The 24,348-nt window shown below is 57.3% G+C and carries 18 protein-coding genes; 13 read left to right on the forward strand and 5 right to left on the reverse strand.

The features are described from left to right. Positions 1–78 precede the first annotated feature (78 nt). The gene (locus tag NB063_RS28585) at positions 79–1,287 is read left to right on the forward strand and encodes an exonuclease/endonuclease/phosphatase family protein (protein ID WP_250932522.1); all 1,209 of its coding nucleotides are present in this window, start codon (positions 79–81) and stop codon (positions 1,285–1,287) included. Positions 1,288–1,343: 56 nt separating this feature from the next. Here NB063_RS28585 and NB063_RS28590 read toward each other — a convergent pair whose 3' ends face one another. After that, positions 1,344–1,748, reverse strand: a complete 405-nt coding sequence (locus NB063_RS28590) for a hypothetical protein (protein ID WP_250932524.1) — start codon at positions 1,746–1,748, stop codon at positions 1,344–1,346. 111 nt (positions 1,749–1,859) lie between these two features. On the opposite strand from NB063_RS28590, the gene modA reads away from it, so the two are divergent. The 9 genes from modA to NB063_RS28635 all read left to right on the forward strand — a co-directional run bounded on the left by modA (position 1,860) and on the right by NB063_RS28635 (position 14,513). Further along, a complete protein-coding gene (gene modA, locus NB063_RS28595; protein WP_250932526.1) occupies positions 1,860–2,717 on the forward strand; it encodes a molybdate ABC transporter substrate-binding protein in 858 nt (285 codons plus the stop codon). A gap of 196 nt (positions 2,718–2,913) precedes the next feature. Continuing rightward, positions 2,914–3,780 (forward strand): ABC transporter permease, encoded by an 867-nt coding sequence (locus NB063_RS28600; protein WP_250932528.1) that lies wholly within the window; start codon positions 2,914–2,916, stop codon positions 3,778–3,780. Further along, a complete protein-coding gene (locus NB063_RS28605) occupies positions 3,777–4,415 on the forward strand; it encodes an ABC transporter ATP-binding protein (protein ID WP_250932530.1) in 639 nt (212 codons plus the stop codon). The genes NB063_RS28600 and NB063_RS28605 overlap by 4 nt, the downstream gene beginning before the upstream one ends. Positions 4,416–4,542: 127 nt before the next feature. Beyond that, a complete protein-coding gene (locus NB063_RS28610) occupies positions 4,543–5,535 on the forward strand; it encodes an alpha/beta hydrolase family protein (RefSeq protein WP_250932533.1) in 993 nt (330 codons plus the stop codon). A gap of 462 nt (positions 5,536–5,997) precedes the next feature. Further along, positions 5,998–7,815 (forward strand): AMP-binding protein, encoded by a 1,818-nt coding sequence (locus NB063_RS28615; RefSeq protein WP_250932535.1) that lies wholly within the window; start codon positions 5,998–6,000, stop codon positions 7,813–7,815. Beyond that, on the forward strand, positions 7,812–9,116 hold the full coding sequence (locus tag NB063_RS28620; RefSeq protein WP_250932537.1) for a thiolase family protein: 1,305 nt from the start codon (positions 7,812–7,814) through the stop codon (positions 9,114–9,116). Before NB063_RS28615 ends, NB063_RS28620 begins: the two co-directional genes overlap by 4 nt. A 118-nt stretch (positions 9,117–9,234) precedes the next feature. Continuing rightward, a complete protein-coding gene (locus NB063_RS28625) occupies positions 9,235–11,436 on the forward strand; it encodes a 3-hydroxyacyl-CoA dehydrogenase NAD-binding domain-containing protein (RefSeq protein WP_250932539.1) in 2,202 nt (733 codons plus the stop codon). An 86-nt stretch (positions 11,437–11,522) separates the two neighbouring features. After that, a complete protein-coding gene (locus tag NB063_RS28630; RefSeq protein ID WP_250932541.1) occupies positions 11,523–13,469 on the forward strand; it encodes an acyl-CoA dehydrogenase family protein in 1,947 nt (648 codons plus the stop codon). A 33-nt stretch (positions 13,470–13,502) separates the two neighbouring features. Then, a complete protein-coding gene (locus tag NB063_RS28635; RefSeq protein ID WP_250932543.1) occupies positions 13,503–14,513 on the forward strand; it encodes a patatin-like phospholipase family protein in 1,011 nt (336 codons plus the stop codon). Here the strand turns inward: NB063_RS28635 and NB063_RS28640 are convergent. Beyond that, positions 14,488–16,044 carry a sulfatase family protein gene (locus NB063_RS28640; protein ID WP_250932545.1) on the reverse strand — a complete coding sequence of 519 codons (1,557 nt, stop codon included), beginning with the start codon at positions 16,042–16,044 and terminating at the stop codon, positions 14,488–14,490. The two genes, NB063_RS28635 and NB063_RS28640, sit on opposite strands and share 26 nt — an antisense overlap. Before the next feature lie 333 nt (positions 16,045–16,377). On the opposite strand from NB063_RS28640, the gene NB063_RS28645 reads away from it, so the two are divergent. Then, on the forward strand, positions 16,378–17,088 hold the full coding sequence (locus NB063_RS28645; RefSeq protein ID WP_250932548.1) for a ZIP family metal transporter: 711 nt from the start codon (positions 16,378–16,380) through the stop codon (positions 17,086–17,088). A 76-nt stretch (positions 17,089–17,164) separates the two neighbouring features. On the opposite strand, the gene NB063_RS28650 is transcribed toward NB063_RS28645, so the two are convergent. The 3 genes from NB063_RS28650 to NB063_RS28660 all read right to left on the reverse strand — a co-directional run bounded on the left by NB063_RS28650 (position 17,165) and on the right by NB063_RS28660 (position 23,023). Beyond that, positions 17,165–18,415 carry a protein kinase domain-containing protein gene (locus NB063_RS28650; protein ID WP_250932550.1) on the reverse strand — a complete coding sequence of 417 codons (1,251 nt, stop codon included), beginning with the start codon at positions 18,413–18,415 and terminating at the stop codon, positions 17,165–17,167. 3 nt (positions 18,416–18,418) lie between these two features. Continuing rightward, the gene (locus NB063_RS28655; RefSeq protein WP_250932552.1) at positions 18,419–21,685 is read right to left on the reverse strand and encodes a response regulator; all 3,267 of its coding nucleotides are present in this window, start codon (positions 21,683–21,685) and stop codon (positions 18,419–18,421) included. Positions 21,686–21,988: 303 nt separating this feature from the next. Continuing rightward, positions 21,989–23,023, reverse strand: a complete 1,035-nt coding sequence (locus NB063_RS28660; protein WP_250932554.1) for an outer membrane protein assembly factor BamB family protein — start codon at positions 23,021–23,023, stop codon at positions 21,989–21,991. Positions 23,024–23,098: 75 nt separating this feature from the next. On the opposite strand from NB063_RS28660, the gene NB063_RS28665 reads away from it, so the two are divergent. Both NB063_RS28665 and NB063_RS28670 read left to right on the forward strand, forming a co-directional pair. Beyond that, positions 23,099–23,785, forward strand: a complete 687-nt coding sequence (locus tag NB063_RS28665; protein ID WP_250932556.1) for a TIGR04283 family arsenosugar biosynthesis glycosyltransferase — start codon at positions 23,099–23,101, stop codon at positions 23,783–23,785. Further along, positions 23,763–24,041: a hypothetical protein gene (locus NB063_RS28670; protein WP_250932558.1), complete on the forward strand. Its 279-nt coding sequence runs from the start codon at positions 23,763–23,765 to the stop codon at positions 24,039–24,041. Before NB063_RS28665 ends, NB063_RS28670 begins: the two co-directional genes overlap by 23 nt. Positions 24,042–24,348: the final 307 nt, after the last annotated feature.

The following is a 24,348-nucleotide window of genomic DNA, read 5'->3' on the forward strand; positions in this document are numbered from 1 at the left end:
TCGCATTTTCGATGATTCCCATTTTTTTTCCCCGGCAATTTTGCGTTTGCCCCACGTACCGGAAGTTCAGTCAATCCCATGTCCCAAGAATCCAGTGGAGGACACCCGCTTCAAGCCGGGCTGATCGTGCTGTGTCTGGTCGGGGGCGGTTGGTACTTTTTTCGTCACTACAACGTCGACGGGCTCGACGGGGTTTCGATCTCCCCCAAACAGGAGAGCGGAATCGTTGACATGGGGGATCCGTTCACGTTTACCTCCTCGACTTCGATCGAACGCCAGCGGCCAAGCACGTCGAATAAGGGCGGCTTTCCCAGCGACCGGTTTGTCGGCAACGAGTCTTTGACGGCAGCTCGCCCGGCCGACCCCGATTTTGAGGCGGATCCGATTATTTCGAGTCCAAGTGATCTTCACGCCCGTGGCGGTTCACCAGACTTCAGCCGCCGGGCGCGTTTCGCTGCCCCGAATCTCCGCGTGGCCTCGTGGGCCCTCGACGGGTTCGGACCGACGAAGCTAGCAAGCGATTTGGCCAGAAAAAATCTCGTCCGCGTCATCCGTCAGTTTGATGTGATCGCGGTTCAGCAGATCTCGTCGCTGCAGATGGACCTCGTGCCTCGCATGGTCGACGCGATCAATGAAAGTTCGCTCGGTGGCGGAGCACCTCTGTACGACTATGTACTCGGCCCACCCACGGGACCGGAAGATCGTGGAGAGCAGCTGGCGATCCTGTTCAATCCCGCTCGCGTCCGCGTTGACCGGACGCAAACGTACACGGTTGCTGATCCCGACAACCAATTGACCTACGATCCTCTTGTTGCCTGGTTCCGGGCCGCCGAACCGCCCGTGAACGAAGCGTGGACGTTCAGCCTGGTAAACGTCCGGATCGATTTGTCACGTGCCCCGCAAGAAGTCGCGTTGCTCGGTCAATTGATCAAGTCCGTCCGCGACGACGGACGTGGCGAAGACGATGTCGTGCTCACGGGCCTGTTTCAAGCCGACGACTCGTACTTGTTACCGGTCATCGCGGGCCCCAACGTGCGTGCATCGGTCACCAGCACGCCGACAGACATCTTTGGTCGTCACCAAACCAGCAACGTGCTTTTTGATCGTGAATTGACCGCCGAAGCGATCGGCCGTGGCGGTGTTTACGATTTCCTGCGGGTCTACAATCTCAGCGTCGCTCAGGCTCAAGCTGTTTCGAGCTACTTGCCCGTCTTCGCCGAGTTCACACCGCTCGAAGGCTCGCCACTCGTCCATCAAGCGACCGTTCCGGCAACGGCGACTCGCTAAAACGGACACTGCAGCCGCCTCGCCCGCGCGGAGCGGCGAACTGCGTCGGTGATTGCCTATTCACCGTTCGCTGTCTTATCGGTAAGTGACCTGACAAACGTGCCGATCGTGGCCACCGTGTAGGCGGGGACCATCATCAGCAGGCCGACAAACGGCGGCATCAACGCGACCGAAAACGCCATCGCCACGTCGGTCGGCTTGGGAGCCGACGATCCACTGGCGAGAATCTGAAACGACATGATCGCACCGTGCAGTGACGCGTAGAAACCGACCAATAAAGGCAGCGGAACGATTAACAGCAACATCGCCGCCGCCATCGAACCCCGACCACGGATCACGACAACCAAAGCCAACACGATCGAAAGCAGTGCTGCGGCGGGCAACAAGATCAGGTAGGTGGTTCCGAGCGAATTGACCATCCAAGTCAGCAGCGACATTTGCATCGGTTCTTCAGCGTTCATCTTGGTCTACCTTCTTTCGATTGATGTGGATTGGTTTACATTACGGGCAATTCACTGGACCGGCATATCACCGGCTCACTCACGGCGAACGACGCGGATCGATGAACGTATATGAACCGCCCACTGCTCCTGTTACTCGCGTTAGTCGCCGCACTGCCGTTTCTATTGCTCCAACTCTCAGGCACGGACGACAACGCTGCGAGGCGCGCAAAATCCGCAGCTCCGTCGGACGACGACTCTTGGCGGGAACCGATCACGGTATATTGCGCCGCGAGCAATCAAGCGGTCATGGAAACGATCATCGCGGATTACCGCCACGAGTTCGGCAGCCAAGTCTTTGTCAATTACGGCCCCTCGCAAGGATTGCTGGCACAGATCGAAGTCAGCCACACCGGCGATCTGTTTCTCCCCGCCGACGCGAGCTATCTGGAATCGGCTCGCGACAAACAGCTGGTTTCGGACGTTTTCCCGGTCGCTCGCATGAAAGCGGTCATTGCCATTCGTCGCGGGAACCCGAAAGCGATCCGAACACTTGCCGATTGCCTGCGTGGTGACGTGAGGTTCGTCCAAGCTAACCCGGACGCCGCCGCAATCGGTCGGTTGACCCGTGCGACGTTGCAGCGACAAGGATTGTGGAAATCGCTGGATCAGGCGACCACGGCCTATCGCGGAAACGTGACGGAGGTCGCCAACGATCTCGCGGTGGGATCGGCCGATACGGGCATCGTTTACGATGCCGTCCTGCACGACTATCCTGGCCTCGAGTTCATCGAAATCCCGGAACTGCAGGATGCGACCTCGGATGTCGAGATCGGAATCATCACGGAATCGAAACGGAAGGCGTCGGCGATGCGTTTTGTCGAGTTCCTCACCGCAAACGACCGCGGCCGCCAACGTTATCGTGAGCACGGGTTTGAGGTGCCAATCGATCCCACCGAGGAAACTCGCTCAGGATCAAGCGGAGAATGACTGGTTCTGGAATTAACCAGAGTTCTCGATGGAGGATTCCGAGCGGAATCCACTACTTCAATCCATTTCCGCTTTGCCCTCGGCCGGAAGGCTTCGTGGTCGCCGTGAAGTCTCGTTTGATTTTGGTTTCTCGCTCCACGCCGCAAGTTTTAGATACCCTTTTCTATTTTTCTTTTCACACGTCTCGCCTACACCCGTGTCCAATCGACCGCTCGTGCCCCGCCGCCGCAGCGATGCCCCGTTCTTCTTATTGATGGGAGGGATCTCGTCGTGTTTCGTTCTTTTGATCGTGTTGTTGATCGCCGCCGATCTGGCGTTCACATCACTCGCTGACTTTCGTGATGTGCTCGCGAAGCCGGAGATACGGGCGTCGATCCGATTGACGCTGCTTTCATGCACCGTGTCTGCGATCCTGTCGGTGATCGTCGCGATTCCGCTGGGGTACCTGCTCTCGCGGTTTCAGTTTCCGGGACGTTTCGTGGTCGACACGTTAATCGACATTCCGATCGTGCTACCGCCGTTGGTGCTCGGACTGAGTCTGTTGATCCTGTTCCATCTACCGATCGGAAACAGCGGGTGGGAATTGGAATCGTGGTTGCGAGACGAAGTCGGTTTCCCGGTCACCTATCGCTGGCCCGCGGTCGTTTTGGCGCAGTTCGTAGTGGCGTGCGCGTTTGCCGTTCGAACGATGGGTGTCACCTTTGATCAGATCGACGCCCGCGCCGAAGACGTCGCCCGAACCCTCGGCTGCACCCGACTGCAAGCGTTCACGAAAGTCGCGTTGCCGCAAGCGGGACGCGGCATTGTCGCGTCGCTCACGATTGCATGGGCCCGCGCGCTCGGCGAGTTTGGACCGATCCTTGTCTTTGCCGGCGCCACTCGGATGCGAACGGAAGTTCTCTCGACGTCGGTGTTCTTGGAACTGAGCGTAGGCGATCTCAATGCCGCCGTTGCGGTGTCGTTGTTGATGGTCGCGATCGCCATCGTGGTTCTGCTCGCGTTACGGGTGTTAGGAACACGGCGATTGGGGATGGCAATGATGTCAGGAGAAAGATCCCGATGATTCGTCTCCACCAGATCGCGATCCAGATCGCTGACTTTTCAATGTCCGACATCTCGATCGAAATCGAACGCGGACAATACGCCGTGCTGATGGGCAAAACGGGATGCGGCAAAACGTCGATCCTGGAAACGATTTGCGGTTTGCGAAAACCAACATCGGGAACCGTCTGGGTTCAAGACACCGACGTCACGCGGTTTTCCCCCGGCGACCGGCAGATCGGCTATGTGCCCCAAGACCTCGCATTGTTTCCGACCTACAGCGTGGGCGAGCATCTGGAGTTTGCACTCAAATTGCGCAAAACGCCACGCGAGCGAGTGAACCAGCGTCGTGACGAAACCGCTGAGATGCTCGGAATCACGCATCTGCTCGGTCGCCGCGTCGAGGGGCTCAGTGGCGGGGAAGCTCAGCGGGTGGCGTTGGGACGAGCCCTTGCCGGAGAACCATCGGTGCTCCTGTTAGACGAACCACTCAGCGCCCTCGACGAACAAACCCGTGATGAGATGCTCGCGCTACTGCAGACGCTCAAAGACGCCACCCACGTGACCACGCTTCATGTCACCCACAATCGGATCGAGGCGGATGTGCTGGCCGATCGTCGGTTCCGAATTGTGGATGGCGTGATCGAAGCGGAATGAAATTTCTATCCGCTGATGGAATTCACCAGACCTGTCACGCCCTGCGACGGCGGAACTTTGCGCCTCGTATCGGGTTAGACTTCAGGGGGAGACGTCGTTTCGGTTCCACGATTTTGCAAGGCTCGTCATGTTCACTCGTCACATTTTGATTCTCGGTTGTTTCTTCAGTTGTAGCCTGGGAACGGTCCGCTCGGCTGTCGCGGATGAATATGATCCGCTGACGACGGCATCGGATTTCACCGCCGAAACGCTCAAGCTCGATGTGATCGACAGCAATCGCGATCGGACGATTCCGATCCTCGTGTACTTGCCCGAATCACGGTCTTCCGAACCGGTCGTGCTGTTCAGCCACGGCCTCGGGGGCAGCCGCGAGGCGTCGCCGTATTTAGGAAAACACTGGGCCGCACGCGGTTACGTGGCCGTGTTTTTGCAACATCCCGGCAGCGATTCATCGGTCTGGGAAGACAAACCGATCGGCAGCCGGATGCAAGCGATGGAAGCTGCCGCATCGGGAAAAAACATGATCGACCGCGTGCGTGACGTGCCCGCCGTGCTCGACCAACTCCAACGTTGGAACGACGAGGCAAGTCATCCGCTCCACGGACGACTCGAGCTCGACGTAGTCGGCATGTCGGGACATTCGTTTGGCGCCCTGACGACCCAATCCGTCTCCGGCCAATCCGCTGGCCGCTTCGGACAACGGGCGACTGATTCGCGGATCAAAGCCGCCATTCTGATGAGCCCCAGCAAGCCGCGATTGGGCAACGCCAAGACGGCCTTCGCCGATGTCAGTATTCCCTGGCTGTTAATGACCGGCACGCACGACGTTGGCGCCATCGGCGGCCAGACCGCGGAGTCTCGCCGTGGGGTCTACCCAGCGCTGCCAGCAGGAGACAAGTACGAATTGGTCCTCCACAACGCCGAACATTCCGCATTCAGCGACCGCGGCCTCCCTAACGATCGTTTGTCGCGAAACCCGAATCACCACGTCGTGATTTTGGCATTGAGCACGGCGTTCTGGGACGCCTATCTGCGGAACGACAACGCGGCGAAAACCTGGCTTCAAGGTGCCCCCGCGAAAGCCATCTTGGAACCGCTCGACGAGTGGCAAGCGAAATAGCCGCAGCGAGTTACGACGTCCGGGCGACCGCCGAAAACCCGAGCTCTCGATAGCGTGAACCGGTCCCCGCCGGTCAATGGAGAAAACGCCGCCATACCAGGGAGTCGCTCAGGATCGAAACCCCCACAAAGAGGACATTCGCACCGCAGATAGTTTTTTAAGGCATTTCACTTCCCTTTGCGACCTTCCAGGCCTATACTTAGGTGTTCGGCCGGTCGAGCCACAGCGGTTCGGTTTATTCGGTTCGTCTCGCTGAATCGTGACTCGATTTCGCTCGTTTTTTTCGCGAAATCTCTCACGCAATCATTCATTCATTCTCGCGCCATTGAACTCGGTCGCCTTCGAACCTGCGGCCACCACCGTCGTAGGAGCGGACCACCGCATCGATCGAGTTGCTGAGTGGTTGTCGCAAATCGTCACGGAGGATTTGTGAGCCTGGCTCTCTGCTTAAGGAGTCGAGTGATGGGTGATTCTCTACCTCTATCGAACACAGCAACAACGGCCACCGGGCTGCCGCTGAACGATACGCTAGCGATACGAAATGCGAGCGTGGTCGATGTCGGTTTGCGATCACACGGCGTCGGACCCAACGGCGTCAATGCGAACGGGCAGACCGCTACGCCGATAGCAGAATCGATCGAGCATTACCGCGGGTTACCCGCCTATGGATTGGTGCGGCATGCCGCCAACGTGATCCCACATCGCGTTGCGATCGTGTACGGCGAAAAAAGCTGGACCTACGAAGAACTGAACTTCGACATCGTGCGGTGCGCCGCGATGTTTCAAGCCTACGGCGTCGAACGCGGTGATCGCGTGGGCATACTCCTGCCCAACGTTCCCGAATTTATCATTGCCGTCAACGCGGTGTGGCGTGCCGGCGGAATCGCAGTCGCACTGAGTCCTTTGTCGGCCGCCAATGAGATCGACAAACTCGTCGATCAAACCGAATGCAAGGTAATGGTGACGTTGGACATGTTGGCGCATTTATTGGCGCCGAGTCACAAGAAACTGCAACACACGTTTTACGTTTCGATCCGTGAGCATTTGCCGGCGTTCAAACAACTCGGCTATCTATGGATGCGGCAACAGCGCGTCGGCACGTGGTCGTTGCCGTCGGACAACTCGCACCATTGGCTCGCGGAAGAGATTGCCACGACGCGGCGGGAGTGGAAACACGTCCCCATCAACGCCGAGACGGACGCGGCCTATATCTTGCCGACCGGGGGCACGACCGGCGAACCCAAAATCGTCACGTTAAGCCATCAGAATATGGTCGCCAACGCTTGGCAACAATTGATGTGGACAAGACGTCGATTCGCCCAAGACACGATGCTCGCGGTACTACCGTTCTTCCACAGTTACGGTGTCTCGGCAATCGTGATGGGTGGCGCCGCGATGGGAGCCACATTGGTGGTGCATCACCGGTTCAACGTTCGACAGGTGATCGCATTGATGCTCGAACACCGCCCCACGGTGTTGCACGCCGTGCCCGCGATGCTGGCGGCAATGAACGAACGACTGGACGATCATCCGGCTGACCTTTCGTCGCTCAAATGGGTGATCTCGGGCGGTGCTCCGCTCGACGCAGAGATCGCGGAAAAGTTTGCCGAACACAGCAAAGCGTTGGTCGTCGAGGGCTTCGGATTGTCCGAAGCCTCCCCGGTCACACACGTCGGTAATCTCTACGACGAACCCTGCTACGGAACGATCGGATTGCCGTTACCCGAAACGCAATGCCGTATCGTCGACGAGAAAGGTGGCCTCGACGATTTGGGTTGTGGCGTGGTCGGCGAAATGATCATTCGTGGTCCCCAGGTAATGCTCGGCTATTGGAAAGATCCGGAGGGTAGCCAAGAGGCGATGCGTGACGGATGGTTGAAAACGGGCGATTTGGCAACCCGTGACGAACGGGGCCGCTACACCATCGTCGGTCGCAAGAAAGATCTGATCATCACGTCCGGTTTCAACGTGTATCCGGCCGAAGTCGAAGCAGTCTTGCAAACCGCTGAGGGCGTGGCAGAAGTCGCAGTGGTGGGCCAACCCGATGCCCTGCGCGGTGAAGTTGTGAAGGCGTTCATCGTGATGCAACCGGACGCGGAGTGGGACGAAGACGCACTCCGGGCTCATTGTCGCGAGCATCTGTCGAAACACAAACAGCCGCAAATTTTTGAACGGTGCAGCGAGGAGCTTCCTAAAAACTTCCTGGGCAAAATCATCCGCCGCAAGCTACGAGAGCCTGACGCGGAGGAAGGCCAAGACTCATCAGGAGAAACCGCATGACTCTGAAAAGTGACAACCGTCCTTTTACTCCTGTCGCCATCGTTGATGGTATGCGGACACCTTTCGCCAAAGCGTTTGGCAGTTTTGCGGATGTGTCCGCTGTCGAACTCGGCAAGATCGCGGTGCAGCAATCGTTGCGGCGTTGTGGTCTGTCGCCCGAGGCCGTCGATCAGGTCATTTTTGGAAACGTGGCGGGGCCAGCCGACGCAGCCAACATCGCCCGCGTGATCGCGCTCAAAGCGGGGGTTCCGCAGTCGCAGATCGCTCATACCGTCAATCGCAACTGCGCCTCCGGGATGGAATCACTGCTCGCCGCATGCAACGCGATCACACACGGGGAAGCGACCGCGGTGGTCGCCGGGGGAACGGAATCGATGTCTCAGATCCCGCTGTTGGTCCGCCCCGACGCGGCGAAACTGTGGGGTAGACTCGCACGTGCGAAAACGATGATGGCACGGCTCGCCGTGCTCAAAGATTTTCGCCCGCGCCATTTCAAACCCGTCGTCGGAATCGAATTGGGGTTAACTGACCCGGTCTCGGGGATGAGCATGGGCGAAACCGCCGAGTTACTCGCTCGAGAATTCGGAATCTCCCGTAAAACGCAAGATGAGTTCGCTGTAGCGAGTCACGCTAAAGCGAGCCAAACCCAAGAACGCTGTTTCTTCTCTGGAGAAATCGCACCGGTGACTCTCAAAGACGGAACAGTCTGCGACAAGGACGATGGCATCCGTCATGGGCAATCGGTCGAGCAACTCGCACGTCTGCGTCCGATCTTCGCCAAAGACGGCACGGTTACCGCTGGAAACAGTTGCCAGATCACCGATGGCGCCGCCGCGATGGTGTTGTCATCGGCCAAGGGTCTCGCTCGGTTTTCGCGTGCACCGCTCGGGCACATCACGGGCTTCGCGATCGCCGGGTGTGATCCCCGCCGGATGGGCCTGGGACCCGTTTACGCAATCGCCAAATTGATGAAACAAACTGGACTGAAGCTCGACGATTTCGACCTGATTGAAATTAACGAAGCGTTCGCCGCCCAGGTGATCGCATGCGAACGGGCGATGGCATCCAAAGCGTTTGCCGAAAAAGAACTCTCACAATCCGAACCGATCGGCGTGTTGCCGATGGATCGAGTCAACGTCCACGGCGGCGCGATCGCGCTCGGTCATCCGGTCGGCACGACGGGCACGCGTCTGGTGTTGACGCTGCTGCGTGCCCTGCGTGATGCGGGCAAACATCGCGGCTTGGCAACGCTCTGCGTCGGAGGCGGACAGGGCGTGGCGATTGTGGTGGAAACGCGATGACCATCCCCAACACTGGCAACGGCGAGGGGATGACCCAACAGCCGATTTCGAACCGAACCTCAACCCGGCTTCAGAAATCGGCTTCGACAGAAGAACACACATGTCTCAGGAGAAAACGATGAACGAAAAACAATACACCGCCTTCAACGTCTTAATGAATTCGGCTGGTGTTCTGACCGTGTCGCTCGACGTGACACAGCGACCGATGAACGTTTTCACCACTGAGGTGATCGACGAACTCGACCACATCATCACCGACATCGAATCCCGACGAGACGTGAAACTAGTCGTCTTCCGCAGTGACAAAGAGAGCGGGTTTCTCGCCGGTGCCGACGTTCGCGCGATCGCAAACATCACCGGACCGTCGCAAGCGGGTCGATTGATCGACGCCGGACAACAACTGTTCCATCGCATCGACCATATCAGCGTCCCCACTCTCGCGGTCATCCATGGGCCTTGTTTGGGCGGCGGTCTGGAATGGGCGCTCGCCTGTGATTATCGAATCGCTCGTGACAACAGCAGCACGAAAATCGGGTTGCCGGAAATCAAACTCGGCCTGATTCCTGGTTGGGGCGGGACGCAACGATTGCCGCGTCAGATCGGGCTGACCCAAAGTCTCAAAATGATTCTGCAAGGCAAGCCGGTCTCGGCGCATGCAGCGGCCAAAATCGGGTTGATCGATCGGGCGATCTCACCGGACGATTGGGAAGAAGGCGTGCGGCACTTCATCAGCGAAGTGCTTCACGCACGTTACCGCCGGGAAGTTTCGATGCGTCAACGAATGATGCATCGGCTCGAAACATCATGGCTCGGTAGCAGCATGATCCTGCACACGACGAAGAAAAAGATTCGTCATCAGGAGCATCAATACCCCGCTCTCGGTGCCGCCGTCCGAGCGATCGAATCAGGGCTGCAAAAACAGGGTGCGGGCTACGTCACCGAACGGAGCGAATTTGTCAAATTGTTGGCCACACCGACTTGTCGCAACCTGTTGAACCTGTTCTTCGCCCGTGAATCGGCACGAAATATCAAGACCTGGTCGACTCGCGATCGGGCGGATGTTCACTTTCACGAAATTCGCCGCGTCGGTGTGATCGGTGCGGGTGCGATGGGCGCCGGAATCGGACAGTTCGCCGCCACGCAGGGATACGAGGTCGCGATGCGCGAAGTCGACGATCAGGCTGCACAAGAAGGGCGTCAACGCGTCGAAAAACTGATGAAGTCTTACGCCGACCGATACCGGCTACCACCCTCGACACGTAGCGAACTGAATCAACGGATCGCCGTCGCCACCGATGACGATGCGATCGTGTTGTCGGATCTGGTGATTGAAGCGGCCGTCGAACGACTCGACGTCAAACAGGAAATTTTCAAGCACCTCGGCGACCTCGTTGCTGCCGATTGCATCCTCGCAACCAACACCTCCTCGCTCTCGGTCGACAAGATCGCGGGACAGACCAATCGTCCTGAACGGGTTGCGGGATTGCACTTTTTTAATCCCGTGCACCGGATGGAATTGGTCGAAGTGGTTCGCGGCACACGCACCGACGATGACACGGTCACGCGATTGGTCGCGTTCGTTCGTTCGCTCGGCAAGACACCGATTGTGACCAAGGACGCACCCGGTTTCCTCGTCAACCGGGTCCTGTTCCCCTATTTGGGTGAAGCGGTACTGATGTTCGGCGAAGGATACGCGCCAGCGGATATCGACCGCGAATTGCGTCACTTCGGAATGCCAATGGGACCATTGGAGTTGATCGATCGAGTTGGCGTGGACATCGCGATGCATGTCGCCGGGTCACTCGGCGATGTTCTCGTTGGTCTCGATCCGGTCGTCGATCTGCTCAGCCTGATGGTCGAAAACGGCGAACTCGGAAAGAAAGCCGGCTGCGGCTTCTATCGTTATCGCGATGGCAAAGCGGTCCCACGATCTGAGCAAACGACCGTTCCGATGACAGTCGTTGATGTCAACAATCGCTTCGCACTCGACGGTTTGAACATGGTCCAGCGACGGCTGGTTTATCCAATGCTAGCCGAGTCGGTCCGCTGTAAAGAACAACAGATCGTGCGCGAAGATTGGATGATCGATCTCGGAATGGTGCTCGCCACCGGATTCGCGCCGTACCGAGGCGGCCCGCTACGGGTCATCGATTCGATCGGTGCCGGTGTGGTCAATGAGAACATGAAACAGTTGGAAATGATCCATGGCGTACGGATGAGGTCACCCGAAACTTTGGAAGCGATGGCGGAGGCCGGCACGCGGTTCTTTGTCCGAGAAGGGTCGATCGATTCCAAGGATTCCGAAACGCCGCGCAACTGACCGGAGCCGACGGGCTGCCGATCGACAGATTGACCGCCGATCGGCGCCTCCAGCGACGTGCAACAACAAACCGTGAGGAGCTTAAGATGAGTACTGACTTCCGCAATCAACCTGATCTCGACGCCGCGTCCGATCGATCCACCGAACCGGTCAAAGCGGAGTCATTCGCCGAAGTGGCGTTACGTCTCGGCGGGGCGTCGGCTGACGAAGCGAAACGCACGGGTGTGTTGGACACCGCCGATGACGAGGTCGAAGCTCTGTTCGCACCTCGCTATCAAACAGTGAACAGTCCGGTTCACCGTGCGGTCTGGGAAAAAGACAACGCTACCGAACCGTTCGAGTCGCTTCCTTTGCTGCCATCACCATCGGTCTCACTGGTTGTCAAACAATCGCTCACGATCGTCCGCAAACATCGCGACGAAAACACTCTGTTCGGCAGCGACGGAAAGATCACGACCAAAGTACTCGCCGAACTCGGATCGGTCGGGTACTGGGGACTGTTGGTCGATCGCGAGTACGGAGGCAGCGGTGCGAGCATGCGTGAGTTCACCGACATGATCACGCGAATGGCAGCCATCGATCCAACGGTTGCGGGCCTCGCGTCGGTCCACGGTTGCATCGGTGCGGTCGACCCGGTGCGGTCGTTTGGCAACGAAGAACAGAAACGGCGATTTTTACCCAAACTCGCCGACGGCCGAACCTTGTCCGCGTTTGCATTGACCGAACCGGGTGCCGGCAGCGATTTGACTGCGCTGAAGACCACCGCGGTTCTCGACGGAGACGAATACGTCGTCAACGGTGAGAAACTATTCATCACCAATGCGATCCCCGGACGGACGATCGGGCTGGTTTGCATGATCGACAACGTGCCGAGCGTGTTGATTGTCGACTTGCCCGGAAAGACGGATGAAACATTTGTGCTCAACAGCTATGACATCTATGCGCTACGGCGAGCCCATAACAACGGATTGATCTTCCGAAACTTCCGCGTTCCGAAGGAAAACCGACTCATCCCGTTGCAAGGTGATGGGCTGACAATCGCTTACCACGGGTTGAACTTGGGGCGTGTCTCGCTCTGTGCGAACGCCGCCGGAACGATGCGTTGGATGCTCAGCGAAATGTTGCCGTGGGCTGCCTATCGCGAAACCTATGGGCTCGCGATTGAACGCCGCGAACTGATCCGTCGCCGCCTCGGACGAATGGCAGGCATGATTGTGGCCTGTGACGCGTTGTCCGCATGGTGCGCAGGGCTGCTCGATCAGGGATACCGAGGCGAGATGGAATGCATCATCGCGAAAATCTTTGGTAGCGAAATGCAAAAGGAAGCCGCGATCGAACTGTTCATGAAAACGCATGGCGGTCGATCGTTCCTGAAAGGACATTTATTCGGCGACAACGTTCATGACTTCCTCGCCCCTTGTATCTACGAAGGTGAAGGCGAAGTCCTGGGGATGGCGTTCTTCAAATCGATGGTCAAGAACCACGGCAAAGAATATTTCGAACCGATCGGACAAGCGTTACACACCCTCGGCGTTTCGAAACCGAATCCCCTCAACCCCGCCCATGCGTGGGCACTCCGTCGACCGCTCGTGAAGTACGCCGGATGGTTCGCCCGACAATCGCTGCGGGCGGCACGGTGGACAGACACGGACGTGAATGATCCTGATCTGAGGCGACATGTGCGATTTGCACGACGGTATCTGTCGGCGAGCGGCATGAAGGTTAGTTCGGCGATGCGGAAGTATCAGTTGAAACTCGCCGACCGTCAGTGCCGCATGTCGGCCCTGTCGCTCGATATCCAGTCTGCCGTCGTGATGCTGGTGACGAGTCTTTATGCCGGACGCAGCAGTGACGCGATCACACGCGCGGCCGGAGACGCAATCTGCCGCGAACTGCGATTGCGGATGCAAGGCGGAAAACCAAGTGATGAAGATTTCCGACACATCACCGGATTGGGCGCGCAGATTGCCGAAAACGGTTGGTCAGCGCTCGACGGCGTGCAATCCGGAAAGATCATGATGCCGTACAAATAAGATCCCCATTCTCTCACGAGGAGCGAAACCACCATGGACCTTCGAAACTTCATCCCCTTTATCCCACCCTTCGAACGTCCACCTGCGGCGAAACGCAGCGCAGTGGTCGCGCTCGGTGGCGGAGGTGCTCGCGGTCTAGCGCACCTGGGAGTGATGGAGGTGCTCGCGCAAACGCGAGTCCGCCCGGAACGTTTCGTCGGTGTCAGCATCGGCGCGCTCGTCGGTGCCCTGTGCGCGCTCGATTCCAATGTCCACCACGTGCGAGACAAAGTGCTCGGTTTCCTTAGCTCACCCAGTTTTCAACACCATCAACAACACCTGTTCGGCTCGGCCGGTGTCACTGAGGACACCGCAACCTCGGGGATCATGGCTTGGTACGATCGGGCGAAAAATCTTTACTCCGCACATCGAAGATTGACGCGCGCGGTGACTCAGATATCGCTCATGCCCGAAGCGATTCTGACCGCGTCGATCGACGAGTTGGTTCCTGATGTCGAATTCTCAGATCTACCGATGCCGCTGAGTATCGTGGCGGCGGACTTGCGAAGCGGTCACCGAGTCGTGTTGGAAACCGGCTCGGTTCGCAGTGCGATCCATGCGTCGATGGCACTCCCCGGCATTTTCCCGCCGGTGGAACACGACGGCATGCTGCTCTGCGATATCGGTGTGGTAGATTCCATCCCGACCTGCGTGGCAAGTTCGTACGCCACGGACCTGACCATTGTGGTCGACATCGGGCAACACAACGCACGCATGGAAAAGTTCGAAACCGCACTGGATATCATGATGCGGATGCAAGATATCGGCGAACAAATCTTGCGTCGTGAAAAAACCGAGCTTGCCGACATTCACATCCGTCCCGAATTGGCCGATGTGTCCTGGTTCGATTTCCAGAACCCCGAAGAGATAATCGAACGGGGACGGTCCGCCGCGTGGGAAGAACTCTCCCGGCATTCGATCTTCCGAGTCGATTCGCCGGCCGAGAAAGCCCCCGCCGACGAAGAGCCCGAGACGAGTCCTATCGAGAACGTCCGTTTTCGATGATTGCGGTGAGTTCCGCTTTCATCTTCTTCGCGACATCCGGGTGCTCCGCGATCACGTTATGCTGCTCAGCCGGGTCAGCCTCGAGATCGAAAAGCATGAACTGAGGAACCGGCGTGTTGGTGAGTTTCTGTTCGACCACCACGTTGCGGGCTCGCTTGCGATCGTACCGGTGCAGTTTCCATTTACCCGATCGGAACCCGAACGTTCCCGATCCGCCATTGTCTTGCTGGACCAGCGAATCACGCCCCTTCGCGTAGGGGCCGCCCAAGATCGCATCGGATAAATCCATGCTGTCGAGTGATGCACCTTCGGGAAGGGCAGTCCCCGCCAAGGCAGCGAAGCTGGCCGCAAAGTCGATCGTGCAGACAATCGCGTCGCTCACGCCGGGTTGGATGTGCCCCTTCCATCGAGTGATGAAGGGCGTCCGTGTTCCGCCTTCATACACGCTGTACTTGCCACCCGTGAACACGCCACCGGCCCGGTGCTTTCCGATCTTTTCGACCGCTTCGTCTTTGTAGCCGTCATCGAGGACCGGCCCGTTATCCGAACAAAGAACGACGAGCGTTTTTTCGGCGAGGTTGAGTCGGTCGAGCGTGTCCATCAACTCGCCCACGCACCAATCAAACTCCAAAATCGAATCGCCTCGCAAACCGAGTTTTGACTTCCCTTGGAATCGCTCATGCGGCATCCGCGGGACGTGAATGTCGTGCGACGAAAAGAAAAGAAAGAAAGGCTCGTCACGATGCTGTTCGATGAACTCGTTTGATTTCTCGATCCACTTGTCCGCCAGGTCCTCGTCGCGGAAGCGGGCGGCATGGCCACCGGTGTAATAGCCGATGCGACTAATCCCGTTATGGATCGTGTGATTGTGGCCGTGCGACCAATCCAGTTTGAGCGAGCTGCGATTGGTGATGCCGTTGGGATGCTCAGGACTTGGACTCTTATTTCCAACCCACAACGGATCAGCGGGATCCAGGTTGAGAACGCGATGGTTCTGCACGTAAACTTGCGGCACGCGATCATTGGTCGTCGGCAGCAAAAAGCAACTGTCAAATCCGATCTCGAGCGGCCCCGGTTTCAATTCGTCGTTCCACTGCGGACCGTCTTCGCCACCCAGCCCCAAGTGCCATTTACCCACGACCCCGGTCGCGTATCCGGCATCCTTCAATATCGATGCGACGGTTTCCGTGTCCGGCTTAATGATCGCCGGTGCGGTGGGTGGCGCGATACCGGTTCCAGGTTTCCGAAACGCGTAGGTGCCCGTTAACATCGAATAACGGGTCGGCGTGCAAGTGGAAGCAGAACAGTATCCGCTGGTGAACCGAACGCCTTCCGACGCCAGTCGATCAATGTGTGGCGTCGAAATTTCAGTTGCGCCGTTACACGAGACATCGCCATAACCGAGATCGTCAGCCATGATCACGACGATATTAGGTCGCTCCCCGGACGATTCTCCCGAAGCAGCATGAAGCGAGGAAAGAACGCAACCCTGCAGGAGGCAGGCGGCCGTTATCAACAAAGTGTTTTTCATGTCGTGATCTGATCAGGAATGTGGGGACTGAGTGGGGGACGCGGTCGATACACCGTTGACTCCCTCGTACTCTTGAAACGCGGCGAGACGGTTCGTCAATCGTGAGGGTGTCTCGCGTCATCAAACGAAAACGATAGTCTATTCAGAGCTGCTGCCGATCGATCAAATGATTCCCGGCGTTGGCATCCAACGGAAATGCGAAGGAATCGAATCTGAAACAGACGACATACCTAGAGCGTGCTTCTGAAATTCTAGCAGGACACACGTTAGTTCGCCGAGACTCCCGGAACAACCAACTCACTCGTCAGGAAACACTGCGATAGCGAATCACACATGAGTCCCATCGTCGAACTACTCATACTCACGGGAATCGCGGGAGCAGCCATCCCGATTGGGGGCGTCATTGCGTCTATAGAACACATCCGCCCGAAATGGCTCGAGGACGAATTCCGTCACACCGTGATCGCTTTCGGTGGCGGCGCTTTGGTCTCCGCGGTCGCATTGGTGCTGATTCCGGACGGCATCAAAACGATCAGCACGTTGGAATCGGTCACCGCATTTGCTGCCGGCGGACTCTTTTTTTGGGCGTTGCAAATCATGCTCGATCGGTCGCAATCGTCCGCATCCCAACTGGTCGCAATGTTGTCGGACTTCATCCCCGAAGTGATCGCGTTGGGAGCGACGATCGCATTGGGCAAAGGCGGCGCGATCTTGTTGGCATCGATCATCGCCCTGCAGAACTTGCCCGAAGGTTTCAACTCCTATCGGGAGTTCATCGACGGCGGTCTATCGAAGTCCAAAATCTTGTGGGCGTTTATCGCCGCCGCTCTGCTCGGACCGCCGCTGGGGGCGTTTGGTTTCTGGATGCTATCGGACCACCCCCGCGTGATGGGATGGATGCAGGTGTTCGCCGCCGCTGGCATCCTGTACCTCGTCTTTGAAGACATCGCGCCGCAAGTTCCGCTGAAACGGAGCAGCTTCCCACCGCTCGGCGCGGTACTCGGTTTTCTCCTCGGCCTGCTCGGCAAACTGCTGGACAGTTAATCATGCCAACGGCTCGTAGTCATACCAGCGACCAGGCACGCCGGAATGCTGTCGGGCGAGGTGGGATCGGAAGCGATTACAGACAACTGCGAGAGGCAGCGCGGTTTTGCAAGAATGTGCGAAGTGCCTTGGCGAATTCACCGGCTGTTTGATAACGCTCGTCCGGATCGGTGGAGAGGCATTTCGCGAGAATATCATCCAACTCCGGATTGAATTTCTCGTTGATCGTCGTCGCCCGCTTTGCGTTCGTCGTTGCGATCGTTTGGATCGTTTCTTCACGTCCCATCGAACCGACGCCGTGAGGATGTTCCCGCAACAGGAACAGATACAACATCGTCGCAACTGCATACAGGTCGCTGCGATGATCAACGCGATCGGCGTCGCCACGTGCTTGTTCGGGAGACATAAACAACGGCGTGCCGAGCACCGAGCCTTCACTGGTCTCATTGGACGCCGGACCCGCGTAGGCCCGAAACATCGACTTGCTTAATCCGAAATCAACCAGTTTGGGATGCCCTTCGCGGTCCACCATCACGTTAGACGGTTTGACATCGCGGTGAATGATGTTCTGCGAGTGCGCGTGCTGCAATGCATCACATATCTGGGCCATGATCTCGATGATCTTTGTCGCCTTCGGTTTTTGCGACGCGACGTAATGACCGAGTGACTCTCCCTCGATCAGTTCCATCGCGTAATAAGCGAAGTCACGTTCGAGATGGCTTGCGTAGATCGCCGCGATCCCCGGATGATCCATCTTCCGCATCACTTGCACTTCGCGTGCGAATCGTTCGAACACGAGATCGGTTGCGAGGTCGGCGCGGATGATCTTGATTGCGGAGAGTCGCCCGGTGGCGATGTGCGTCGCACGCCAAACGGTAGCAAAGGCTCCCTTCCCGATCAGGTGATCAATTTCAAAACCTTCAACTTGTGGCTTGGTCCATTGCGCCGGCGGCACCGCTTCCACGATCCGCCGCGCCGATGCCAAACGACTTTTCAAGAGCGCTGCGACGATCGGTTTGGTTAAATAATCATCGGCGCCCGCATCGAGCCCTTCGATCATATCCTCTTCGCGATCCCGGCTCGTCAGCAGAATGATGTACGTGAAGGGTGCTTCCGGGTTCTGCTTGATTCGCCGACAAACTTCCACGCCTTCGATCTCCGGCATCTGCCAATCAAGCAGTGCGAGCCGCGGCGGATCATCTGATTGCAACGCGTCGAGCGCCTCCCGTCCGTTCTCGGCGAAGATGACACGATATCCCCAAGGCGCAATCGCCGCCTGCATGAGCTTTCGCCATACCGGGTTGTCATCGGCGATCAGAAGTTTCATGAGTCAGGGGAGCTGGGACTGAGCAATTTGTAGCAGGCGAATAGCGACGGATTCTCCTCCACTCTGGAGGGTATTCCTAGTCGTGTACCACTTTTCACCTGGAAAGCCTGCTCTCATTCTATCCTTTGTTTGCCCTTGCGACTCATTTTCTTGATCAACAAACTCAATCCGATCTCTTGCTTGATCCTCTAGGTCACCTGCTATTTTCTGCAGCCGCACCGCGCCGAGTGCCGAAGCAGTCCCCTTAAGTTGGTGGGCACTCGCCGCTACTCCGGCTACGTCGGCGCGGTCGAGCGCGTCGGTCAGCTCTCGGATCTGTTTCGGCCACTGCTCCGCAAACGTGTCGCACACGATCTGCAAAAACTCCTCATCTTCTCCCACATTTTGCTTCAGAATCGACTCGTCGATGAAATCAACCGCGACGGTATCTAAATCGAATGTCTTGCCATCGTCTAGAGTTACAACCGTGTCGCTCTCCCGATGCGAACTCTCATCCAGTGTGTCATCCAACAAGCTCCCCGGATTGGCCCGAATCCGCGACTGGGGGCCACAGGTAAGATCGTCTTCGTCATCATCGTCCGCGGTTTGATCGAGATGTTTATCAATGTCGATCGCTTCCACGGCCGTGAACAATCGCTCCGGTGTGAACGGCTTGGAAACATAGTCGTTCATCCCCGCGTCAAGGCACCTGACCTGATCGCCACTCATTGCGTGTGCCGTCATGGCGATGATGTGGACGTCACGTGCGGGCTCAGGGAGTGAGGTACGAATCCGTTTGGTCGTTTCCAATCCGTCGAGTTCAGGCATCTGAACGTCCATCAATACGACGTCAAAAAAATCTCGCTTGAGACGTTCGATCGCCAGAAAACCGCTCGCCACTCCGACGACATCGTGACCTCGTGCACGCAACATATTTTCGGCGACCACCCGATTGATTCCGCCATCCTCGACCAACAGCACTCGTCTCGGGATCGCACAATGGCCGAACGTATGCTCGACAGCGGCAAAATCGCTCTTGGCATGCGATTTCAAGCGTGTTGAATTTTCGGCGTCTTCCGCGACTGGATGCGCCGATCGATTCGCGTCGAGGTCCACCGCCTCAGCGACCACACTCATCAAATCCGTTGGCGAAACCGGCTTAGGCAAACAGCGAAGAATATCGAACTCGCTGAGCCACGCGTGCTCGACCTCCTCCCCCATCGACGACAACCACGCAACCGGCGTATCGGCAATCTCCTTGTCGTTGCGAATCATGCGGACAACCGCACGACCATCCATGCCCGGCAATCGATAATCCAGCAGCACCAATTGATAATGACGCCCCGCCGCGTGTGCCGATTTGAGCGTTTTGAGAACCGCTGCTCCGTCGTTCAAGCAATCGACATGGCAGCCGGCCTCACTGAGCATCTCGTTAAAGATGACTCGGCTGATTTGGTGATCATCGACAACGAGCAGACGTGCCCCACGAATCTCTTTGGCGAAGACGTTTCCGCCGAGAAACATGATGTCTGACTCCGATTGCACCCACAACGGCACATCGAATTCGAATCGACTGCCGACGCCAGGCGTACTCTCGACACTCAAGCTGCCGCCCATGCGTTCAACCAGCCGAGCGCTGATGGCGAGCCCCAGTCCCGTACCGCCGTATTGGCGAGTGGTGGAGGCATCCGCCTGCGTGAACGCCTCAAAAATCTTCTTCTTCTGTTCGGTGGTCATCCCGATGCCGGTGTCTCTCACCGAGATCAGCATCCGCACCCGCGACTGCTTTTCACCCGAACCGATATCCGTGTCGAGCGCCGTTTCGTCAAACGAAGCACTCGCCTCGACGACGACTTCTCCCTTTACCGTGAATTTCAACGCATTGCCAACGAGATTGACAAGCACCTGCCGCAGTCGTGTGGGATCACCGACCAGATAATCGGGCGTTCCTGGCAAGATCCTCACCGCCAATTCCACGTCACCGACTTCAAATGGCGAAGCGGCCCCTTCTGTCTTCGAGTTGACGAACTGGCGTCCTCCGGCAACCGACTGAACGGTCTGGTTAATCAACTCGTGTAGAACGAACGGGACCTCCTCGAGTTCAATCCGCCCGGCTTCGATTCTGGAAAAATCCAAGACATCGTTTAGCACATTGAGCAACGCATTTGCAGACGTCTTGATCATCATCATGAACCGGTGCTGTTCGCCCCCCAAAGGACTCCTTAACAGCAATTCCGTCATCCCGAGAATCCCGTTCATCGGGGTGCGGATCTCATGACTCATGTTGGCGAGAAACTGGCTCTTCGCTTGCGTCGCCCGACGCGCTTCCGCGGCCGCTTGAGTTGCCCGGTCGCGCTGCACGCGGAGTTGCTTGCGACTAATCGCTTGCACAGCCAGGCTTCCCTTGAGAATCCCGATAATCGCAATCGCCGAGAGATAAAGCGATAGGACCGTCGCGAGAATCGCGATCAAACTCAAACGTGTCCAGGCAACCGAACGCACAAACCGAGTGGCTGAGAAATCAACCCCGACGAGGGCTTCGACATTGCCTGCGGCGTCCCTCATCGGCGCTTGGGCGGAAACCCAATAGCCCCAACGATCCAAGTGCGGCAAACCGGCAAACGTCACTTCGCCATCGAAGGCCTGCCGGATGTGAGGAGCGTTAACGGTGGTAAACAATTCGCCGATCCGCGTACGCGACTCGAGCTTACCCGTGAATTTCCCGTCGCGATCGTAGTCCGTCTCGGAATCGACAATCAACTGATACACCCCCTCCTCAGACCCCGGCGGACCAGTGCCGGGGGACAATGCCGCGTCCTTTGCACCATCGGGTGCCATGCGGAACGTGTAAATATCGGCCACCTGAGGATTGACCTTCAACCATCGCTTCTGAGCCTCAATCATACTCAGGTACTTCGGATCATCCGGAGGCGTATCCACCGTGATCGACGCGTGTCCCAAATTCTGCAACTCAATCGCATACGTGGGCGCAATCCCAATCACTTGCTCGCGCAGAACCCGACGTTGCAATCGATCGACGTATTCGACCAACACGCAACCGACCATGAGCGTCGCGATGAGGACAAAAAACGACAATCGCAAGCGAAAAGGAGGCAACCGTTTTTCGATCGCCGACATCGGATCATCGTCGTCTGCCCCTGCCGATTCGTCATTGGGTGTCGCAGGCGTGACGCTCGCGACGTGGCGCAGCACGTAGCCATATGCCAACAACACGATGATGCAGAATAGGACGTAGTCGATTCGATACTCGTACCACGTCTGCCAAAACATCTTGCACCTATCTTATTTCTTCATGGGTCACTTCCGATCCGAGATCGGACGAATACGCACCTTCCATCGTCCCTCGAATCATTGGGTCACGCCAACGCGTCCCCCACTGGCCTCCACGCCCATCTTTGCCCGTGATGGCCAATCGTCCTGCTCGCGACATTGCATCATACAGTCACTTCGGGATCATCTCAGCAACCAGCCCGTTCCAATGGCCCGATAATCACTCAATTATCACCCTGGGCGTTGCACTTCGGCAACTGCAATCAATTGATTTGACGTTAATCCGTCACCGCAGACGTCACACTAACCAGCATCAATAATCGTTGAATTCGATACGTTATTCCCAAAGTCATCGAAACGGTCGAGCGTCCAAATGACCTGCTTCGATGCAGGATCGACTTCAATCAGGATCGGCTGGCCTGCTCCGGCATGACAATTTCCGATTATCCAGTGATCGTTGTCGAGGACTTCGACCGTGGTCACCCAAGCCAAGCGGATCCCCGATAGATCGTTCTGATGAATTTCGCGAACGATCTCTTTGGCAGGCGTGACTTCGAGAACACAGTGTCCGTTCCCTCCACCAATCAACGTATTCCCGTTGGGCAATCGGAATGCTGAAAACAACCGGTTGCCGAACGCATCGGGGCCGTGCCCACGTCGTGCCGACTTGCCAAACATGGGCACTTCATACTCCCACACCACCACGCCATCGGGGTTGTACTCACGCACTTTCCCGTCGGCTTCCTGAGCGACCAGGTAATTTCCGTTTTCGAGTCTACGTGCCAACCGAGTGTCCGAATGCGGATTCGGGTGATCGAGCACGAGCTTGATTTCATGAATGATTGTCCCATCGCGATCGACTTCGATGAGTCTCGCCGGGCCCGATTCCGCAATCATCGTCGTGCCATTACTCAACCGCTCAAACGCGTGCACCTCGACACGTTTCCCGGCGTTGCCGTTTTGGGACGCGCTGTCGTATTGCCAAACGATCGTTTTGGTAGTGACATCGATTTCGACAACTTTTGCAGTTCCCTGGCGAGTCAAGATACGCCCATCCCCGAGCCAATGAATGTCATGGATACCGCCCCATGGCATCTGCCATGAGATATCACCGTCGGGCTCCACGATGACCAACCCTGGTTCACCCTGTAACAACACCCGATGAGAAACCGAAGGACGTTCGTCGCCCAATGCCGCTAGGCCCCCTAACAGACCAATCACCATCCACGCGAAAATCGCTTGCGTCAAGGCAAGCTTTGGAGCGCCTCGCGAGTACCGCGACACCATCGATTTGCAACGGTTACCAATTTCCCATCGAAGCTTTAGACTGGATCGCATCGTCAATCAACGTTGTCAGTAGGCAGAAAGATTTGGATTGTGGGTCGCAAGCGAACGAAGTCATCGACAAAGACCGTGTCGGTCATCATTCCGACATGGAACGAATCGAAATCGATCCACCGATGTCTTGCCTCCGCGTCGGCGCTCAGACCGCTTGAGATCATCGTCAGTGACGGTGGCAGCGAAGATGGCACCTGCGGAAAGGCTCGCCGCTTCGCCGAGCGATGCTCAAGCGACGTGATTGTAGTCGACAGCCCGTTCGGCCGTGGCCGGCAACTCGCCCAAGGCGCCGCGGTCGCACGCGGAGACGTGTTGCTGTTTCTCCATGCCGACAGTGCTCTCGACAAACACTCGCTCGATCAAATGCGAAAGGCGGGATGGCCGGCTTGGGGTGGATTCCACCAGCGGATCACCGAACCACGTTGGCGTTTTCGTTTGATCGAGTTCGGCAACGCGTTGCGTGTCAGAACGCTGGGACGCGTTTTTGGCGACCAGGCGATTTATGTTCATCGTGATTGGTACGATCGGGCCGGCGGGTTCGCTGAGGTAGCATTAATGGAAGACGTCCTGCTATCGTCCCGCCTCCGCCGAATGGGACGCCCTCGCTTGCTGCCTGGTCCGGTTCACGTTGACCCGCGCCGCTGGCTCCAACGAGGCGTGATTCGGCAAACCTGGCTGAACTGGCAAATCCAAGTCGCATTCGCGCGAGGTGCCGCCCCCGATGAACTACGAAAACGTTATGACCGCACGCGACATGATTAAACGCGACCTTCAATCCAAAACCCTGATCATCATCAAAGGCGGCCTGTTCTTCCTGCTCGGCTGTTTGTCCGCGTTCGTCTTGCTCAGCTCGATCTTGTCGCTACGCAATGTCCTCATGTTAGGACTGACGATCTGGAGCTTTTGTCGCGCCTACTATTTCGCGTTCTACGTCATCGAACATTACGTCGATGACTCGTTTCACTACAGCGGCTTGATCGACTTCGCTAAACACTGGATCAACCGCGTGCGGAAATAAGGGTCGTCGAGCAACTCATGATTGCTAGTGGCACCGTCTAGCCGAACGGCATCACTTTCTGGCAGACGAATTGGAGTTCTAGACTTTCACGTAGCGGAGTTTCTTCGAGGCTCCGGAAGTAGAAACGCCCGCTATTCTCGGTCTCAAGGGACGCCGATTGTTTTAGTGCTATTTTTAGCGGTACGGCGCAAACCGTCCGGTAACGCGGGACCGGACGGCTTGCGCCGTTCCGCTAAGATTGAAATCCCGCAGTAATTAAATCGAGCTCCCGAAATTGCGAGCTACGGGAAAAGTGGCGCTGTCCAGA

It is taken from the genome of Aporhodopirellula aestuarii, from assembly GCF_023701485.1.
In the GTDB taxonomy this organism is placed as follows: Bacteria; Planctomycetota; Planctomycetia; order Pirellulales; family Pirellulaceae; genus Rhodopirellula; species Rhodopirellula aestuarii.

Bases quoted from the DNA above. Each gene is read 5' to 3' on its own strand.
- NB063_RS28620 (WP_250932537.1), top strand. From the start codon at position 7,812: ATGACTCTGAAAAGTGACAACCGTCCTTTTACTCCTGTCGCCATCGTT.
- NB063_RS28610 (WP_250932533.1), top strand. From the start codon at position 4,543: ATGTTCACTCGTCACATTTTGATTCTCGGTTGTTTCTTCAGTTGTAGC.
- NB063_RS28635 (WP_250932543.1), top strand. From the start codon at position 13,503: ATGGACCTTCGAAACTTCATCCCCTTTATCCCACCCTTCGAACGTCCA.
- NB063_RS28605 (WP_250932530.1), top strand. From the start codon at position 3,777: ATGATTCGTCTCCACCAGATCGCGATCCAGATCGCTGACTTTTCAATG.
- NB063_RS28585 (WP_250932522.1), top strand. From the start codon at position 79: ATGTCCCAAGAATCCAGTGGAGGACACCCGCTTCAAGCCGGGCTGATC.
- NB063_RS28660 (WP_250932554.1), bottom strand. From the start codon at position 23,023: ATGCGATCCAGTCTAAAGCTTCGATGGGAAATTGGTAACCGTTGCAAA.
- NB063_RS28590 (WP_250932524.1), bottom strand. From the start codon at position 1,748: ATGAACGCTGAAGAACCGATGCAAATGTCGCTGCTGACTTGGATGGTC.
- NB063_RS28670 (WP_250932558.1), top strand. From the start codon at position 23,763: ATGACCGCACGCGACATGATTAAACGCGACCTTCAATCCAAAACCCTG.
- NB063_RS28630 (WP_250932541.1), top strand. From the start codon at position 11,523: ATGAGTACTGACTTCCGCAATCAACCTGATCTCGACGCCGCGTCCGAT.
- NB063_RS28625 (WP_250932539.1), top strand. From the start codon at position 9,235: ATGAACGAAAAACAATACACCGCCTTCAACGTCTTAATGAATTCGGCT.
- NB063_RS28645 (WP_250932548.1), top strand. From the start codon at position 16,378: ATGAGTCCCATCGTCGAACTACTCATACTCACGGGAATCGCGGGAGCA.
- NB063_RS28640 (WP_250932545.1), bottom strand. From the start codon at position 16,044: ATGAAAAACACTTTGTTGATAACGGCCGCCTGCCTCCTGCAGGGTTGC.
- modA (WP_250932526.1), top strand. From the start codon at position 1,860: ATGAACCGCCCACTGCTCCTGTTACTCGCGTTAGTCGCCGCACTGCCG.
- NB063_RS28650 (WP_250932550.1), bottom strand. From the start codon at position 18,415: ATGAAACTTCTGATCGCCGATGACAACCCGGTATGGCGAAAGCTCATG.
- NB063_RS28655 (WP_250932552.1), bottom strand. From the start codon at position 21,685: ATGTTTTGGCAGACGTGGTACGAGTATCGAATCGACTACGTCCTATTC.
- NB063_RS28615 (WP_250932535.1), top strand. From the start codon at position 5,998: ATGGGTGATTCTCTACCTCTATCGAACACAGCAACAACGGCCACCGGG.